Origin of the sequence: Pseudomonas sp. ANT_H4, from assembly GCF_008369295.1 — a bacterium.
GTDB lineage: Bacteria > Pseudomonadota > Gammaproteobacteria > Pseudomonadales > Pseudomonadaceae > Aquipseudomonas.
The window spans coordinates 1-14,796 of record NZ_VOBG01000049.1; the positions used below are offsets into that span (position 1 = coordinate 1).

Annotated in this window: 14 protein-coding genes; 11 read left to right on the plus strand and 3 right to left on the minus strand. The window is 54.8% G+C overall.

All coding sequences use genetic code 11. The features are described from left to right. The 5 genes from FQ182_RS29050 to FQ182_RS29070 all read left to right on the plus strand — a co-directional run. Positions 1-565, plus strand: a 565-nt coding sequence (locus tag FQ182_RS29050; protein ID WP_149494070.1) for a TerD family protein, incomplete at its 5' end; no start/stop codon positions are given. Between the two features lie 83 nt (positions 566-648). Then, positions 649-1,227 carry a TerD family protein gene (locus FQ182_RS29055; RefSeq protein ID WP_149494071.1) on the plus strand — a complete coding sequence of 193 codons (579 nt, stop codon included), beginning with the start codon at positions 649-651 and terminating at the stop codon, positions 1,225-1,227. Between the two features lie 164 nt (positions 1,228-1,391). Continuing rightward, positions 1,392-2,390 (plus strand): hypothetical protein, encoded by a 999-nt coding sequence (locus FQ182_RS29060; RefSeq protein WP_149494072.1) that lies wholly within the window; start codon positions 1,392-1,394, stop codon positions 2,388-2,390. Between the two features lie 83 nt (positions 2,391-2,473). Next, a complete protein-coding gene (locus FQ182_RS29065; protein ID WP_149494073.1) occupies positions 2,474-3,448 on the plus strand; it encodes a lysozyme inhibitor LprI family protein in 975 nt (324 codons plus the stop codon). Between the two features lie 136 nt (positions 3,449-3,584). After that, positions 3,585-4,778 (plus strand): DUF4236 domain-containing protein, encoded by a 1,194-nt coding sequence (locus FQ182_RS29070; RefSeq protein WP_149494074.1) that lies wholly within the window; start codon positions 3,585-3,587, stop codon positions 4,776-4,778. A gap of 52 nt (positions 4,779-4,830) precedes the next feature. Here the strand turns inward: FQ182_RS29070 and FQ182_RS29075 are convergent, their stop codons facing one another. Then, on the minus strand, positions 4,831-6,075 hold the full coding sequence (locus tag FQ182_RS29075) for a VWA domain-containing protein (protein ID WP_149494075.1): 1,245 nt from the start codon (positions 6,073-6,075) through the stop codon (positions 4,831-4,833). 329 nt (positions 6,076-6,404) lie between these two features. Beyond that, positions 6,405-7,658 carry a TerD family protein gene (locus FQ182_RS29080; protein ID WP_149494076.1) on the minus strand — a complete coding sequence of 418 codons (1,254 nt, stop codon included), beginning with the start codon at positions 7,656-7,658 and terminating at the stop codon, positions 6,405-6,407. Positions 7,659-8,075: 417 nt separating this feature from the next. On the opposite strand from FQ182_RS29080, the gene FQ182_RS29965 reads away from it, so the two are divergent. The 6 genes from FQ182_RS29965 to FQ182_RS29110 all read left to right on the plus strand — a co-directional run bounded on the left by FQ182_RS29965 (position 8,076) and on the right by FQ182_RS29110 (position 14,492). Further along, on the plus strand, positions 8,076-9,335 hold the full coding sequence (locus FQ182_RS29965) for a hypothetical protein (protein ID WP_169886227.1): 1,260 nt from the start codon (positions 8,076-8,078) through the stop codon (positions 9,333-9,335). Positions 9,336-9,357: 22 nt separating this feature from the next. After that, positions 9,358-10,215, plus strand: coding sequence for an SH3 domain-containing protein (locus FQ182_RS29090; RefSeq protein WP_046071053.1), 858 nt, complete (start codon positions 9,358-9,360; stop codon positions 10,213-10,215). 9 nt (positions 10,216-10,224) lie between these two features. Beyond that, the gene (locus FQ182_RS29095; RefSeq protein ID WP_149494077.1) at positions 10,225-12,198 is read left to right on the plus strand and encodes a hypothetical protein; all 1,974 of its coding nucleotides are present in this window, start codon (positions 10,225-10,227) and stop codon (positions 12,196-12,198) included. An 11-nt stretch (positions 12,199-12,209) separates the two neighbouring features. Beyond that, on the plus strand, positions 12,210-13,421 hold the full coding sequence (locus FQ182_RS29100) for a hypothetical protein (RefSeq protein WP_149494078.1): 1,212 nt from the start codon (positions 12,210-12,212) through the stop codon (positions 13,419-13,421). Between the two features lie 84 nt (positions 13,422-13,505). After that, positions 13,506-13,982, plus strand: a complete 477-nt coding sequence (locus tag FQ182_RS29105) for a hypothetical protein (RefSeq protein WP_149494079.1) — start codon at positions 13,506-13,508, stop codon at positions 13,980-13,982. An 84-nt stretch (positions 13,983-14,066) separates the two neighbouring features. Beyond that, on the plus strand, positions 14,067-14,492 hold the full coding sequence (locus tag FQ182_RS29110; protein WP_046071057.1) for a hypothetical protein: 426 nt from the start codon (positions 14,067-14,069) through the stop codon (positions 14,490-14,492). A 129-nt stretch (positions 14,493-14,621) separates the two neighbouring features. Here FQ182_RS29110 and FQ182_RS29115 read toward each other — a convergent pair whose 3' ends face one another. Continuing rightward, the gene (locus FQ182_RS29115; RefSeq protein WP_256667234.1) at positions 14,622-14,786 is read right to left on the minus strand and encodes a DUF1523 family protein; all 165 of its coding nucleotides are present in this window, start codon (positions 14,784-14,786) and stop codon (positions 14,622-14,624) included. Positions 14,787-14,796: the final 10 nt, after the last annotated feature.

Below are 14,796 nucleotides of genomic sequence, written 5' to 3' on the forward strand. Positions count from 1 at the left end.
CCTACAGAAAGGTGGCAATCTTTCGTTGACCAAAACCGACCCGAGCCTGACCAAAATCTTGGTAGGCCTGGGCTGGGACCCGCGTGCTACTGATGGTGCTGAGTTCGACCTGGACGCCAGTGCGCTACTGCTGGGCGCAAATGGCAAAGTACGCGGCGAAGCCGACTTCATTTTCTACAACCAGCTGAAAAGCGTTGACGGTTCGGTTGAGCACACTGGCGACAACCGCACTGGTGCGGGCGACGGCGACGACGAAGTAATCAAGGTAGACCTGAGCCGCATCCCGGCCGACGTGGACAAAGTGGTCTTCATCGTTACCATCCACGATGCAGAAGTACGCAAGCAAAGCTTCGGTCAGGTCGGCGGCTCCTTTATTCGCATCGTTAACGATACGACCAATGCGGAAGTCGTTCGTTACGACCTGGCAGAAGACGCGTCGACTGAAACTGCGATGGTGTTTGCTGAGTTGTACCGCAACGGCGGCGAGTGGAAATTCCGGGCTGTTGGCCAGGGTTATGCCGGCGGCCTGAAAGCTCTGGCCAATAACTATGGCATGAATTTTTAACGCCTAAGTCGTTAATTTAATTATATTTTATTTGCTTGGCCTTGATTTCAAGGCCTTGTTTACCTCACTTAAAGGAATCGAAAATGGCCGTATCTCTGCAGAAAGGCGGGAACGTAAGTTTGTCTAAAGAGGCCCCAGGCCTGACCGAAGTCACTGTAGGTCTGGGTTGGGACGCACGAGTTACCGACGGTTCGAAATTCGACCTCGACGCGTCGATCTTCATCCTGGGTGAAAGCGGCCAAGTCCTCGACGACGCCAGCTTCATTTTCTACAACAACAAGAAATCTGTTGATGGTTCTGTTGAACACATGGGCGACAACCAGTCCGGCGAAGGCGAAGGTGATGACGAGCAAGCCAACGTCAAGTTGAACGGTCTGGCTGCCGCTGTGAAGAAGCTGGTTTTCGCAGTGACTATTCACGATGCTGAAGCGCGCAAGCAGAGCTTCGGCCAGGTTGCAAATGCGTACATCCGTGTAGTGAACAAGGCTGACGGCAAAGAACTGGCGCGCTACGACCTGAGCGAAGACGCTTCAACTGAAACCGCCATGATCTTCGGCGAGCTGTACCGCAATGGCGACGAGTTCAAGTTCAAGGCGATTGGCCAAGGTTTTGCTGGCGGCCTGGCGCCTCTGGCTAAATCGATGGGCGTGAACATCGGCTAACCCGCAAGGGTTGAGAAAGCCCCCGCGTAACGGGGGCTTTTTCTTGCCTACAGAAAGACCACGGAGTTGGTCCTGTAGGCGGTTTCGACTACTTCATCACCAGGAGCGACTGCTGGCGATCGCCACGTCAGTCCACCGGTTCTCGGGTTTAAAAGGATATTTGGATGGGCATGTTCCGTGGGGTTGTAGCTGCAGGTGTTTTGGTGTCCGTGTCAGGCTGCGGAGCCTACAACGACTTCCAGGCAAACAACGCAGTTCAAGAATACAGGCAGGCATGCCTTGGAAATTATACGAACGAGTGCGAAAGCAAACTGGTCGACACGAACATTGTCATGCTCGAGCTCGCACGAAGCAACATCGAGCGGGAGAAGGGCTCGATCGTGCAAGTCGTCGGCAAAGATGGATTTGATCGTTTCTCAAAAACTGCCAATGAGCTAATTGACCACTTGGTCGATCAACAGGAAAACAAGCGTCCAGGGTTTTTTGCACGATGGTTCCTGGGTGAAGGTCAACCGTTCGGCAATACCCGCAACCAACTTTTTGACATTTCAGACATGCAAGAACTGCGTGCTGCTGTGCTTCAAAAGATCAGCTCCGGTGTTCAAGCGAGCAAAGCATCTGCTAAGCCTAATGAACCAATGACTGAGACTGAGGCAATCTTGTTAGGCAAGGTACCTCAAGCACCGACTCAGGCTCAGGTCACCCCGACTGCCCGGCCGGCGGAACCAGCAGCTCACGTCGAATCGACTGTTCAGGCATTAGTGCCATCCGACCTTGCTGCATCTGCAGATCGGATGATCGCGAGTGAAATCGCCCAGGATGGCGGGGATGAATACAAGGAGGGCCGTCAGGTTATTTTTGCTGACCTGAATAACGACGGCATCAAGGATGCCGTGGTGCTTTACACGATCGAAGGTCAAGGTGGCGGTAATGGCTACTTCCAAACCCTTGCCGCGTTCATTGGCAACTCGGCAGGTTGGGACTTCCGTGGAAAAGCTGTAGTCGGCAATGGTGTCCAGGACATTCAGGTAGTTGATCCCCAAACCGTCAGACTGACGGTTCTCTCCATCGGTCCGGATGATGCGGATTGCTGCCCGAGTGTTCAGAGCACCGAAAACTACAAGTGGGACGGCACGACATTTCTTCAAGCCCCAACGTCGTAAGTAAGAGCCAGGCTTCAGGCACCTAGCCGTGTGCATACGAGCGCGGTTAGGCAGGGCTCTGGCGAAACACTGGAGCAAACAAAATGAAGGAAAAATCGAATATGTCGCGATTCAACATCGGCTCTGGCCTTTTCGTCATGTTGCTCACCCTGGTATCAGCCCACTCCAATGCCACCAGCTTTGATTGCACCAAAGCTGCAACCTTTGCTGAGAAATCGATTTGCACAGATTCTGCACTCAGTCGTCTGGATGAGCAGATGAACTCCGAATATGTCCGCGCTTTAGACGCGGCGCCTAACAAGGCCCAGGTCCGTCAAGATCAACGAGACTGGTTGCGTCTGCGCGGCAACTGCCTGACCGCCAGTTGTTTAACCGCTTCGATGACTGATCGGCTCAGTGTTCTATTACGCACCAAGGTGGATCAGCCATCTAAAGCGCCAACCTCCGTTGCCGCTTCCCGGGTTGATCAATCTGAAACGAATGTGATTTCAAAGGTCGCTACTTCTCCAATGCTCCCCGCCGTGGTGAAGCCGGCAGCCCCGCGAAATGCCACGGATGATCATCAAGCGATCCTGAACTTGAAGTTTGGCCTGTTCGTGATGGCAATGTTGCTGCTGGTCTGCATTTACCTGCACCGTCGGGGGACCATTACGATCTATCAGGACTACACCGACGCGCTTTGGACAACCTTGACTCCGATCTTGGGGATTGGTGCGTATTTCGTCGCGAGCGCCTGGCTCGAGGTACCACGCAACTACTCCATCATTGCTGCCTGTGTCCTTGGTGCTCTTATGTCATTGCAGGTGCTTATCCAAACGTACAGAAGCAACAGCATCTGGTTTTTCCTTTTATCCCTCTTCGCAAAGGTCATTCTGCTGACCTTCTACCTCCTGATGATGGCCCTCCTGCTGTGCGGCGGTGCGCGAACCAAAAGTGAGGCCCGGCGGCGGCGCGGCTGGGCAGTTCTTGCCACGACCGTATTCGTATTCCTCTCAGGCTGGATGTGCCGGAATCGGCAATTCAGTTCGATCGACGATTACTTAGCCGGACGGGCATAAGTGACATATCGGAGGTCGCGCTATTGCCACATGCGCGGCCACCGATGTAAATGGACGTCGGGCCAGTCTAAGGGGCCCGACCGAAGCCGGCATTTCAAACAACAAAGAATCCAGGAAGAAGGATCAAGGAGTAGTCATGGGATTTCGTTTCAGCAAGCGAATCACGATTGTGCCTGGCGTACGCCTTAACATTAGTGGCAAAGGGGTAAGTACTTCGATTGGGCCTCGTGGTCTGAGTATGACGATGGGCCGCAATGGCACCTATCTCAATGCGGGCTTACCCGGTACTGGTCTTTCATATCGTGAAAGGATCGACCGGCCCAGCAGATCGAGTAGCTCCCAACCAGGCCCTGCCGGAAGCGAATACTCTGGCCAGGTAAAGGTGAAAGTAAACGACGATGGCACGTTGTTGATTACGGATATGGATGACATCGAGTTGCCGGCTGCTGTCATCAAACGCGTCAAATCCGAGATGGCCGATTCCATTCAGGACTTGCTGACGAAAGCAGCTGATAAGGTCAATCAGGATCTCGAATCATGCCTAGGTGTGCACCTACTGACGCCTCGGCCGGGGGCCATGCCGTTAATCCCAACTCCTTTCGCCATTGAAGAACCCACGAGGCCTACTCAGCAAACGCCAGGCTTAATGGATCGAATGCTACTGCGCAGCGCGAAGATTGAGCGTGAGGCCGAGTCGGCGGAAGAGCAGTATCGACAAGACCTCGCGAACTGGCAGGCAACCCGGGACGCCCATGAGTTTGAACGCACCGAAATCGAGAAAGCATTCCGGCTGGCGGCAAAGGGCTTCAGTGCTCAGATGGAACGTGCTCTGGACTATGTGTTGAGCGGCATTGCCTGGCCAAAAGAAACACAAGTGGCCTATGAGTTCTCGCAAGACGTTACCGGCGTCGCGCTCGATGTTGATTTACCTGATGAGGGCGATGTCCCGCAGCGCAGCGCTGAAGCCAGAGGCAATGGCAAGCTGACCTTTAAAAATCGTTCGGATGCCCAGGTACGTAGAGACTTTGTCGCGCTGTGCTATGGATCTCTGTTTCGAGTTGTAGGTGAGGTGTTCGCTCTACTGCCGGCGATCCAGAAGATTCTGGTGTCGGGTTATATCCAGCGTGACAACCCCGCTACCGGGACAGTGGATGATCAATACGTGCTCTCGGTCTTGGTAGCGCGAGATCAGTGGGATGCGATTGATTTTAATCGTCTGGATGCGATCGATCCTGCAGCGACCCTGAACGCGTGTGGCGCAGTGGTAAAGCTGGACCGCTCTGCGCGTTTTGTTGAGGTGACGCCGATGGATATGTCGGTCTTGAACTGAAGACAACCGAGGCGGCTAGAGCCGCCGCGGTGTGGGGCAGGGCAGGAGAGGGTTAGCGAATGATTCCTTCGCGCTTTGCCTCCAAGATCCACATCGGGAATTCCTGCATCAGCCGTTCGTACAACTGCTCCTCCGTCATGTCGTGCAGGTCATCCAGGGCAAAGAATCCGCAGTTGTCCACGACTCTCCCGGGCATGGTGTCCAGTTTTTCCAGAATGCCGTAATTCCGGCCTGCTAAACCAATGTATTGCCAGAAGATTCCCAGCTTCGCTGCATCCACCATAAGTTGCGTGATCTTGCGGTTTTCAGACACGCCACCGTCGCTGATGAAAACCACAAACATTGGGGTTTTGTCTTTGGAAGCTTGGAAGGACTCGATCACTTTTTGGATCGCCTTCGGCTCATCATTGTAGCGCCGACCGACGTCCCACTTTTTCCAGCCGCTGTTGTCGGATTCGACAAAATTCTGGTAGTTGTTCAGTGTCACAGGTGAGAGTCGCAATGGCCGTTCGGCAAATGTCCAGCACTCAAGTTCGGCGTCTGTATCTAGGGCGACGGCGATTGGCACAAGTCGATTGAGTACTTCCTGCACCCGGCCGGTTTTGTATTGATTTCTCATCGAGTCGGTGACGTCGAGCACGAGCAAAACGCGAGCTTTCATTCCAACCAGGCAGGCTTTCTCGAGGCTAACCTGTGCCTTCTTGGCCAGACTGACCAGTTCCGGCGCGACAGCAGCTACACGCTTCTCCAGAGAGATTGTGGAGGGAGATGGGGCCGGTGCAGCCTCTTCAGTAACTTCGCCGCCAAAATGTCTCACGAGAGCGTCCAAGCCCTCGGCAAACCCCTGAAGGTTTGAGGCCAACCGCCACTCCCCATTCTTACGGTAAAGCTCAACGATCATTACCGCTTTCTCGGTTGTGAATGTGAGCCCTGAGAATGCGCAGGTCGCTCCTATATCACCAGATGGGCTGATTACTTTGAAGTTGCCATTCTGGATGTCATTCATCGCCCCGGCACCGTCGATGGAGGCTGTAAAGACCAAGCGATCGATAGAGGCGGGCAGGGTGGCTAGATTAATTTCAAACTGGCCACCGGGGGCGAGAACCAAACTGCGGCAAGGCGTGAAAGGCTGATTGAAGAAGACCATGTAGCGATCATCAGAAAGCTTGCCATGTTCGTCGACACCGAAACAGACGAAGTCGATTGCGCTGGGGCTTTCGATGTTGACCGAGAGAGTGAGTGAGAGACCGGGAAGAATATTTGCCAGAGGCATACGCTGGCCTTGGGTGATCTGCATGCATGGTTCTTTGTGACGATTAGAGCGCCTGATTATGAAACGGCCAAGGTGATACAGCCGTTTTCACAGGAGTGGCTGGTATATCCGTAGGCTTAAACTTAACGGCGCTCTATGTTTCTGCAAGTCTTATACGGCCAATGAGGTCGCAGCGGGAAATTCCTATGGGAAGAACTGTTCATTCTCTCGAGGACACGGGGCAATTCATCATGGGTTGACGAGGCCGATGATGCTTGCATACAACCAAAATAGAAATCCCGCGGCGGCCATGTGCCGTCGCGGGAGTACTTGTCAAGCATGAATCTGCTGAAAGCGCCTGCTAGCACGAAAGCTTAGACATACTGTTTTTTGCCGCTCCTTTCGATTGGGTGGCCTTTAAATACGTGTGGGCCGTCCATGGTCAGCTCAATTTTGTCTCCCTTTCGAGTCAGCCACGGGGTGGCTTCGCTGCCGGCTTTGGAGGTAACTCCGGACGGGCTAAGCAGGACAAAGTCCTGGGAAATTTCGATCTGCCCGATCACATAGGTATACACCATTGAGCTAAAAAACCCGGACTTGAACTCGAATGCGCATTCCACGACCTGGTCGCCATACTCCATCCGCATCTTAGGTTTCAGCGATGCCACCGAAACCGCACCGTTATCTACTGCTGAATAAACGCTGCAGACCAGCGCTACCTTGCCGCCCATGAGCTGCGAGATTGCTGGGTTAATTTCAACGGTTTCAATACCAGGAGCGGAGGCGCTGGCGCTGACCACGTCACCGGTATGGAAAACGAAGGGATCGACGTCAAAAGCCCCACGCTTGTCAGGTGCCTGGATGATGGACATTCGCCCATCAGGACGAAGGATGCCGATTCGCAGATCGAGGTCGTCGTTGTCAGATCCGTCGCCGTTATCAACCCACGTAGCGCTGACGCGAATTACCTTTGGAGCTGACGGCCCTTTTTCGAGTGACACCTTGTGGCTGCTGCCAGGCTTGTCCAGTTTTACCACGGTCTTGGCGATGTTGACGGGCTTCGGAGGCGGTGCAGGTGTTACCGCCTGCCCGGAGGATGCATCGTCTTCAACTTCGATGCCATAAAACCCGCAAAGTCCGGCAAGACCTGAGGCGAAACCTTGCCATACAGATCGCGCTTTGAGCTGGCCGTTCCGGACGTACAACTCAAGCACGATGATGCCCGTCTCTTGTGAGAAGGGCTCAGGTGCCAGTTCCAGGGTTTGGTCCCCGGCAATGACGATAGCGCGAAGGTCTTTGATTGCTTCGAAGCCGCCGGCGCTGCCGTCTTGCGTCAAAGTAATTGCGATCTTAGTTATGTTGGACGGGAGTCGAGACGAGTCGAAGCTGATGCTGTGACTGACCGTGTCGCCACGAGCGACCGGGGGCGCGAATGTCGCCGCGCCTGAAGAGTGCTCGGGTGCATTGAAGAAAACCATGCCGCTGTCATCCACTACCTTGCCAGTATCGGTGACCAAAAACGCAGTAAGGTTTACGTCCAGGTTGTTACCTGCCGCATGGGTAACTTCCACCCGCCCTTGGGAGGAAGAGATCGTTGTGTTCTCGCCGGGTTTGAGTGACTGATTCAATTCATGCCGCCTATTCCATGGGTTTTCGCAACGCATTGTTCATGCGCTGCGCTTTCGTTGTTTGAGCGTGAAGGCCGGCCAATGGGAAACATCCCCTCATTGGGACTGATCGCATTGAAGCAGTTTAACGGGTTGGCCGCCGGCGACCGCCGAGACATCCATTCTCCATTTACACACCGTCTGAAACCCAGAATTGGAACGTGCGCGAGGGAATGTTGTGGGCGGCATTGAAAGTCCTCTCAGTCTCGTTAAGTTCTGATCGTAGGTAACGAAAACATCTGCCCGGCGTTCTGCATCGGAATTCGACAAGGCATTTTGAGTGGTGCCGTCTCCTGCTAGATGGCAATATGCTACATCTATTTGCGCTCCCCTCATCATCCAGGGCATGGCGTTTAATTTCTGACAAGGACCCGTTGGATGCTAATCGCACTTGTGGTTTTGAACGCCCTTTATTTGATCTGCAGTCTGCTGTTCAACGCCGAGCTGCTCAACTTCGCTGGCGCTGATATCCCCCTCCGAAAACTCGAAGTCCTTGAGACCTACAGCCAGATCCTGGCGGCGACGAGCATGTGCTTGCTGGTATGGCGAATCTGTTATCGACGATACCAAGGCAAGGGGAGGGTGCTGTGGGTTTGGCTCGGAGCATCGACACTTGTCGTTACGCCGTTGACGTGGTGGTTTCAGGGTGCGGCACCGGATTGGATCGCAGAGCAGTTCCCCGGCTCGCTACGGGTCAGCAGCCTCTACGCATACGTCACCAAAAAGGGATTGCTCTATGACTCCCTGACTATTCCGCAGATCCCCTATAAGGCTTACAAGGACCAGGGAGAGGGGAAGGCTTTTATAGCAAACCTCGGCGTTCTGATGAGTGTTCAAGGCTCCTACGTCGAGCGCATCGACAAGAACTTCCAAGGCTTTTCAGCTGCAGTTTTTCGTGGCTACACCGTCCGTAATGGAGACGCGTTATACGAGCGCCTGCAAGAAACTGTCGTGCCCTCCATCAGTGACATCAGCAGGGCGTATGCACAGCTCGAAGGTTTTCGTGCGGGAGGCATCTCGGGGAGTGAGTGGCGACCGATCAAATGGCCGAATACAGGGGCAGATCTGGGATACCAGCCGACCATTGACGAGTACGCCCGGTCAATCAATCCCGGTGTGCGGACACGGGATGCTCTGGCCAACACCACCGAGGTTCGCCACATGGCGAAGACCAAGCTCGGTCCTCTCTATGTGAAGGGCATGAACCTTCTGGCTACGCGAGAACAGTACCAGGCTTATCTGCCTGGCATTGCCGACAACATGGCCTATGACGTCGCTCACACCGACATCCACGGCGCTGAAGGTTTGAACGTCCTCAAGAATATGTGGTTTATCCCCTTCTCCCTTCTTAGCGGGTTGTTCTTCGGCGGCATCAGTCTTGTGGTCTTGATCATCTCGGGTGTTGAGGCGCTTCGAAGCCTCCCCGGGCGAATTCGCTTCGTTCGACCGGTCGCCGTGATTTCGATCGTTATGCTGCCTCTCGTTGTTGGCAACGCAATTGTCGATAGCCCCGGTTATAGAGATGCGTTCAGGAGCTTGGGCAAACAGCCAGTTGTGCTTGCCACCGTTTTCCATTGGGCCATGTCCTCAGAAGCAATGCTTTACAACATTACAAGGCCTCTGCTGAAAGCAGAGTGACCTACACAAAGGGAGAGTCACCGTGCGTAAAAAGTTTCTCGTTTCAGTACTGGCATTGACCATCGCAGCATCAACCTCTGGCTGCGCTGAGTTGGGTATCAACAAGCAACAGGCTGGTACCGCAGTGGGTGTCGTCGCTGGCGCTGTCATCGGGCAGTTCATCGGGAAAGGCAACGGACGGATCGTGGCAACCCTGGTCGGCGGTGCACTGGGCGGTTACATCGGTAACAAAATCGGTGCAAAACTCGATGAGCAGGATCAGCAGGCTCTAGCACAACGCACGCAAGATGCATTGAACGCCTCGCCGAGCGGGTCCAGTCTGCCCGTGTCCTGGACATCGGCCCATTCTGGCGCGTCGGCGGAGATCGTTCAGGGCAAAGAGTTCACCCAAACTAAAACGGTTGAAGTGAAACGTGCTCCGAAGATCGTCGCCGTCCCTTCGATGAAGCTCATCAACGAACAGTACGTCACCAAAAGTAGTTCGAATGTGCGCGCCGCGCCTGAAAAAGGCGCAGACAAAGTGGGTGGTTTGAAACCTGGCACCGAGTTCACTGCCGTTGGTTCGACAGGCGACTGGATTCTTGTCGGCCGCAAGGGTGTAACTGTCGGCTACGTCCACAAAGATTTGGTTGAACCAAAATCAGTAGCCGTTGCGAAGCGTGTGAAGTCCGCGGCCAACCTGGACGAGATGAACGTCGCTGCCGACAAGGAAACAAGGGCCTTCGATCTGGATTCGATCCCGACGTTGCCAACTCAGCAGGTCGCTGCTGAAACGTCTTGCCGGCCGGTGACCGTGAGCCTCAAAGCGGCCGACGGAAACACTGTGCAGGAGAAGAACACCTTCTGCAAACAAGCCAACGGCACCTGGGAACTCATCTAAGGGATCTTCATGAAAAACCGCGCACTCGCTCTCGTTGTAGTGGGTGCTTGCGGCATCGCGCCGCAAGCCTGGGCTCACCAGCTCGCCTACTCGAAGACAGAACAGATCCAAGTGAACGTTGATGGTGAGGCGACCACCTGGTGCAAACCTGAAGTGGCCATCACCATGCAACGCCCAACCTGGGATGACCAGAAACCGCTGAACACGCTTCTATCGAAGCTCCCGTATATTCTCGGCCAGGAATGCCCGACGGCCAAGGTCACCTGGAAAGCAGTCGACGCAAAGGGGGCGGTTTACGCCACCGGCGCGGGGTATGCGACCAATCTGGGCCTGGCCACGCTGACTTCACCGCCTGCCGCTCCGGCCGCTGCCGCGCCCGCTGTTTCGGTAGCCCCCGTGGCTTCTCCTCCTACACCACCAGCAGCTGTGGCGGCTGCGTCTGTACTACCAGCCGCCGCTGCGCCTACTGAGCCTGCCGTCGCAGCGCCTGTGGCTGCTGCATCGGCCCCAGCGCCTGTAACGGCACCTGTGATACCACAACCAGCACCAGAGGCTTCACCCGCGCCAGTGCAACCGGTGCCGGTGGCTCAAGTACCTGTGACGGTTGCCCCTGTTGCTCCTGTAGCTGCCGTGGCCACAGTACCTGTGGAGGCAGCTCCAGCCGCCACCCCTAAGCCTGCCGCTCCAGCTGAAGCGCCGGCCGCTGTTGCCGCCGTTCCTACCGGTGACTTCGGCCGCTCATTGGTGCTGGCCAACCAGAACCTGATGGGGATTACCGACGGAAGCGGATGCAAATGGGTTATCAGTAAGTCGGTAACTGATGAGTCCGATCCAAGTCTGTCCTTTGCGTCGACACCCGCCATGCCTTGCTCTGCATCAGGCTATGCCGAGGGGTCCTATGACAAATTGCGTTGGGCGGTACCGAACACCTATCGCGGTGATACCTGGTCAAAAACAACCGTGCACCCGAGCGGTCTGATGTTCAACCAGGCACTGGTCCCAGCGGTGAAAGGCAAGGCGCTTTCTTTCCTGAATAGCCGGGCAGACCAAGCACTCTTTCAGGTGGGTGAACTGCCTGCGCGTAACATGAAGGTGTATTTGGCCTTTGAGCGCCCCAACTACCGTGTCCTGTCGCCGTTCTCCAGTGATCCGTATTATGTAGTGATCACTGCAGATGAGGCATTTGCTCTTGATGCGGTTGAGTTGAAGCGCGCTGTGGTTGAGGTCTACCAATTGGTGAAGGCAACGTCGCCAACGACCGTCGGCCTGTCGAACCTCTTCTTCGCCAAGAACTTCGAAGCGCTTTACCCCGAGGGATACGCGTCGGAAACCAAAGACAGCATTCTCAAAACGCGTATGGGCGAGAACCGTGGTGAGTTTTACTTCGATGCTCGCCAAGGCAATAACTTCGCCCTGCGTCGCGAGGAGATCCGCCTGAGAGAAGTACGTCGCCTGCAGCAGCAAATGGCTGAGCTGCACACACGCGTCTTGGCGCGTTACGAACAACTCAAATCCGGGATGAAGGAATTCGAAGGTCGGGAGGCTGAGGCGCTGGCGCAGATGGCCGGTATCAAAGTCACCTTCCCATCGCCGATCGCAATGCAGGACCCGAACTCTTCAAAGTCCGCTGTGCCGATGATGATTCACGTCACTGGAAAGAGCGGCGACTTCTACGAGGTCGACTTCCCACGTAAGGGGCGTGTACAGGCTGATGCTGAACTGGAGAGCCAGTGGTACGTGCTGCCGGCGGCAAACATGACACCCTTCCTGCCGCTCGAAGACGGTCGCGCCGTTCCTACGTATCGCGTGTATACCGCTGGCGCGGCTGAGGCCTGCAAGCAAGACCACTGTGCTGACAGAGTGTCATTTGGTGCCGTACTGGCCAAGGAATTTCCTAGCGCCGGGATCGACTTCAACTGGACGCCTGCAGTCTCTCAGCAGCACGTGATTGATTGGCAGCAAGCATCTGCTCAAATTCAGTAAGGCAACCGACTATGAAAACGATGAACAAGAAGCACATCCTCATCGCCGCTGCGGTCGCCGGTATTGCGATTCTTGCAGCTGGTGTGGGGTTATCGAGCTCCGGCAAGAAGCAAGCGCTGCGTCAGTACGATGAGATGAAGGAACAGTACTTCCTCGAGAACGTCCTGAGCGAGGGAGATATTTCCTATTCCTTCTGGTCGGGAAACGTCACCGTTGAAACACCAGAAATCCGCCTGGTTGCAGCAGAGACCAACGGCGCAGATAAATTCCTGAAAGGGATTATGGGGCTGCTCGGTGGAATGGACTCCGGGGCAAAAGAGTCTGCCCTGGTCGAATGGTCACGGTATCTGCTTTCGTCCAGTACTGGTGGCGGTCGTGCCGGTGGCGTTTACTTGAAGGCCGACGCCCTCAAGGTTAGCCGCGAAGGTGATAACAAGAAGGGCGAGATTCATGTCCAATTGTTGGGCATGGACATGAGTACTCCTTACCTGTCGCACAAAGGCACAGATGTGGTCCTGCCCTCGGAAGTAGCGGATGAGATCCAGCCGCGCGCGGAGATGGATCAGTACGGAGGCGTGGTCAAGTCGCCCTACTCGTGGGGTAGCAATATCGTCCAACGTCTGCCGTTCACTGGTGCATTTATCACCGGCGCTACAGGGGAGTTCGGCACCAAAGTTGACTTGGACTTCAAGCTCACGCGCTCTAGCGACGGCGAAGGCTCGGTCGAGTTTGTAGTGGTGCATCGTAATGACGGCAGTGAAGTTGGCCGGATTGTGCGCGAGGCTAAATTTGCGTCCATCCCAGAGCTTGACGATGTCCAGGCGCAACTCAAGAGCGCGCTAAGTGGCTTCATCATGGGGGCTTACAGTACGTCCATGGGCCAGGCCGTAATTGCGGAAGCCGCAGGTGACTTTGCTCGTAAGACCAAGGTGGCCAGCTACTCGCTGACCTACAAGGGCTTCGACCAGTTAAAGGAGTCGTTCGACGAATTCAAGGCCGCTACCAGGCGTGAGGAGTTCACCGGCTTTTGCAATGAAACAGGCCTATCAGTTTATCAGAGTGACTTTGGAGTCAAGGGCAAGGATCACAGCGATTCGGAGTGCGCGATCGCTCAAAAGCTGGCCACCGATGCCAAGTTTGAAGAGTCCTACATTTTCAAGGAAGACAAGTCGTTATTTTCCGGCCTGTTCGTGAGCAAAAGCTTCACGCTTGAGACGAACTGATCACCACATTTCCTAGAACCTGGAGTGCGATCCGCCGTACTCCACGGTCACCAAAAAAAATCTCAAGACAAAGGCAGGCATTTCATGACGAAGGTTTCCAAATGGGCAATCACGGCGTTCTGCTCGGTGCTGCTGGCCGGTTGCGGTTCAAGCCAGGACAAAGCTGAAGAACTGGTCAAGTTGATGGGCATGGACGTCCAATACAAGATGGTAGTGCAAGTCGCCACGTCGGGTTATGCATCCAAATATCGCGAAGTCGCGCCAGAAAAAATCAAGGCCGTGATCGAGGGCAACATTTCCCTGGACCTACTGAAAGATACCTTGGTCCAGGTATACGCAGATCACTTTGATGCCGACGAGCTCGAACTGATGATCGAGGCCAACAAGCATCCTGATCAGGCGATGAAAATTATTATGGGCTCTAAGGACGGCATGAAGTTGGCAAAAAAATCCATGGACGTCCAGGTGGATCTGCAGCGTGATATGGCCAAGGCGTTCGAGGATCGCGATGAGGACATTGTCGACGAACTGGACGACCTCCGAAAGGAAGCCCGCGGCTGATCCGTCATTTGCTCCGAACCACGGTAATCGACGCGGCTACTACGAACAGTTCCAGGTAGCGTTCGGCAATTCATGGAGGGTGGGATGAGGCTTATTTTGGTAATGCTGCTGGTGCTCAGCGGCTTCGCTCACGCCGGTTGCGGCAGCATCAACAACGACGATCAACGCGCCTACTGCTACGTCAAAGAGGGGAATGGGAGTTGCGCGAGCATTAAGGACGACGATCTGCGCGCTACCTGCTATGTGGAGGCCGGCAATGGCAGTTGTGCGAGTATCCGTGATGATGACAAACGCAAATACTGCTACGTGAAAGAGGGCAACGGGAGCTGTGCAAGCATCAACAATGACGACTTGCGTAACGCCTGCTACGTCGAAACAGGCAACGGGAGTTGCGCGAGTATCCGTGACGACGATCAGCGATACTTGTGCTACGCCAAGACTGGCAATGGCAGTTGCGGGAGCATCAAAAACGATGACTTGCGACGTCAGTGTGAAATGGTAAAGCGCTGACTGGCTTGCTTTAGCCCGGCCGGATGAAGGAATCTCACCTACAAAAAATGCCAGTCAGGTAACTGACTAGCATTTTTCATTCTACGGCTAACGAATCTTCCAAGCTGAAAAGGCGAGTGGTTCAACCGCTCAACCCAGTACTTCGCCCCTGGTCTTGCGCTTGAATCGCCGGCGCAGGAAAAACACCACAAACAAAATCAGTAGCGTGCCTACGCTGAGGAAGATCGTGTTGAACCAAGGAAACGGCTCTTCGCGACTGTTTGTGGCTTCGATGTCTGTGATGTTTGGGAACACGGACAAGATT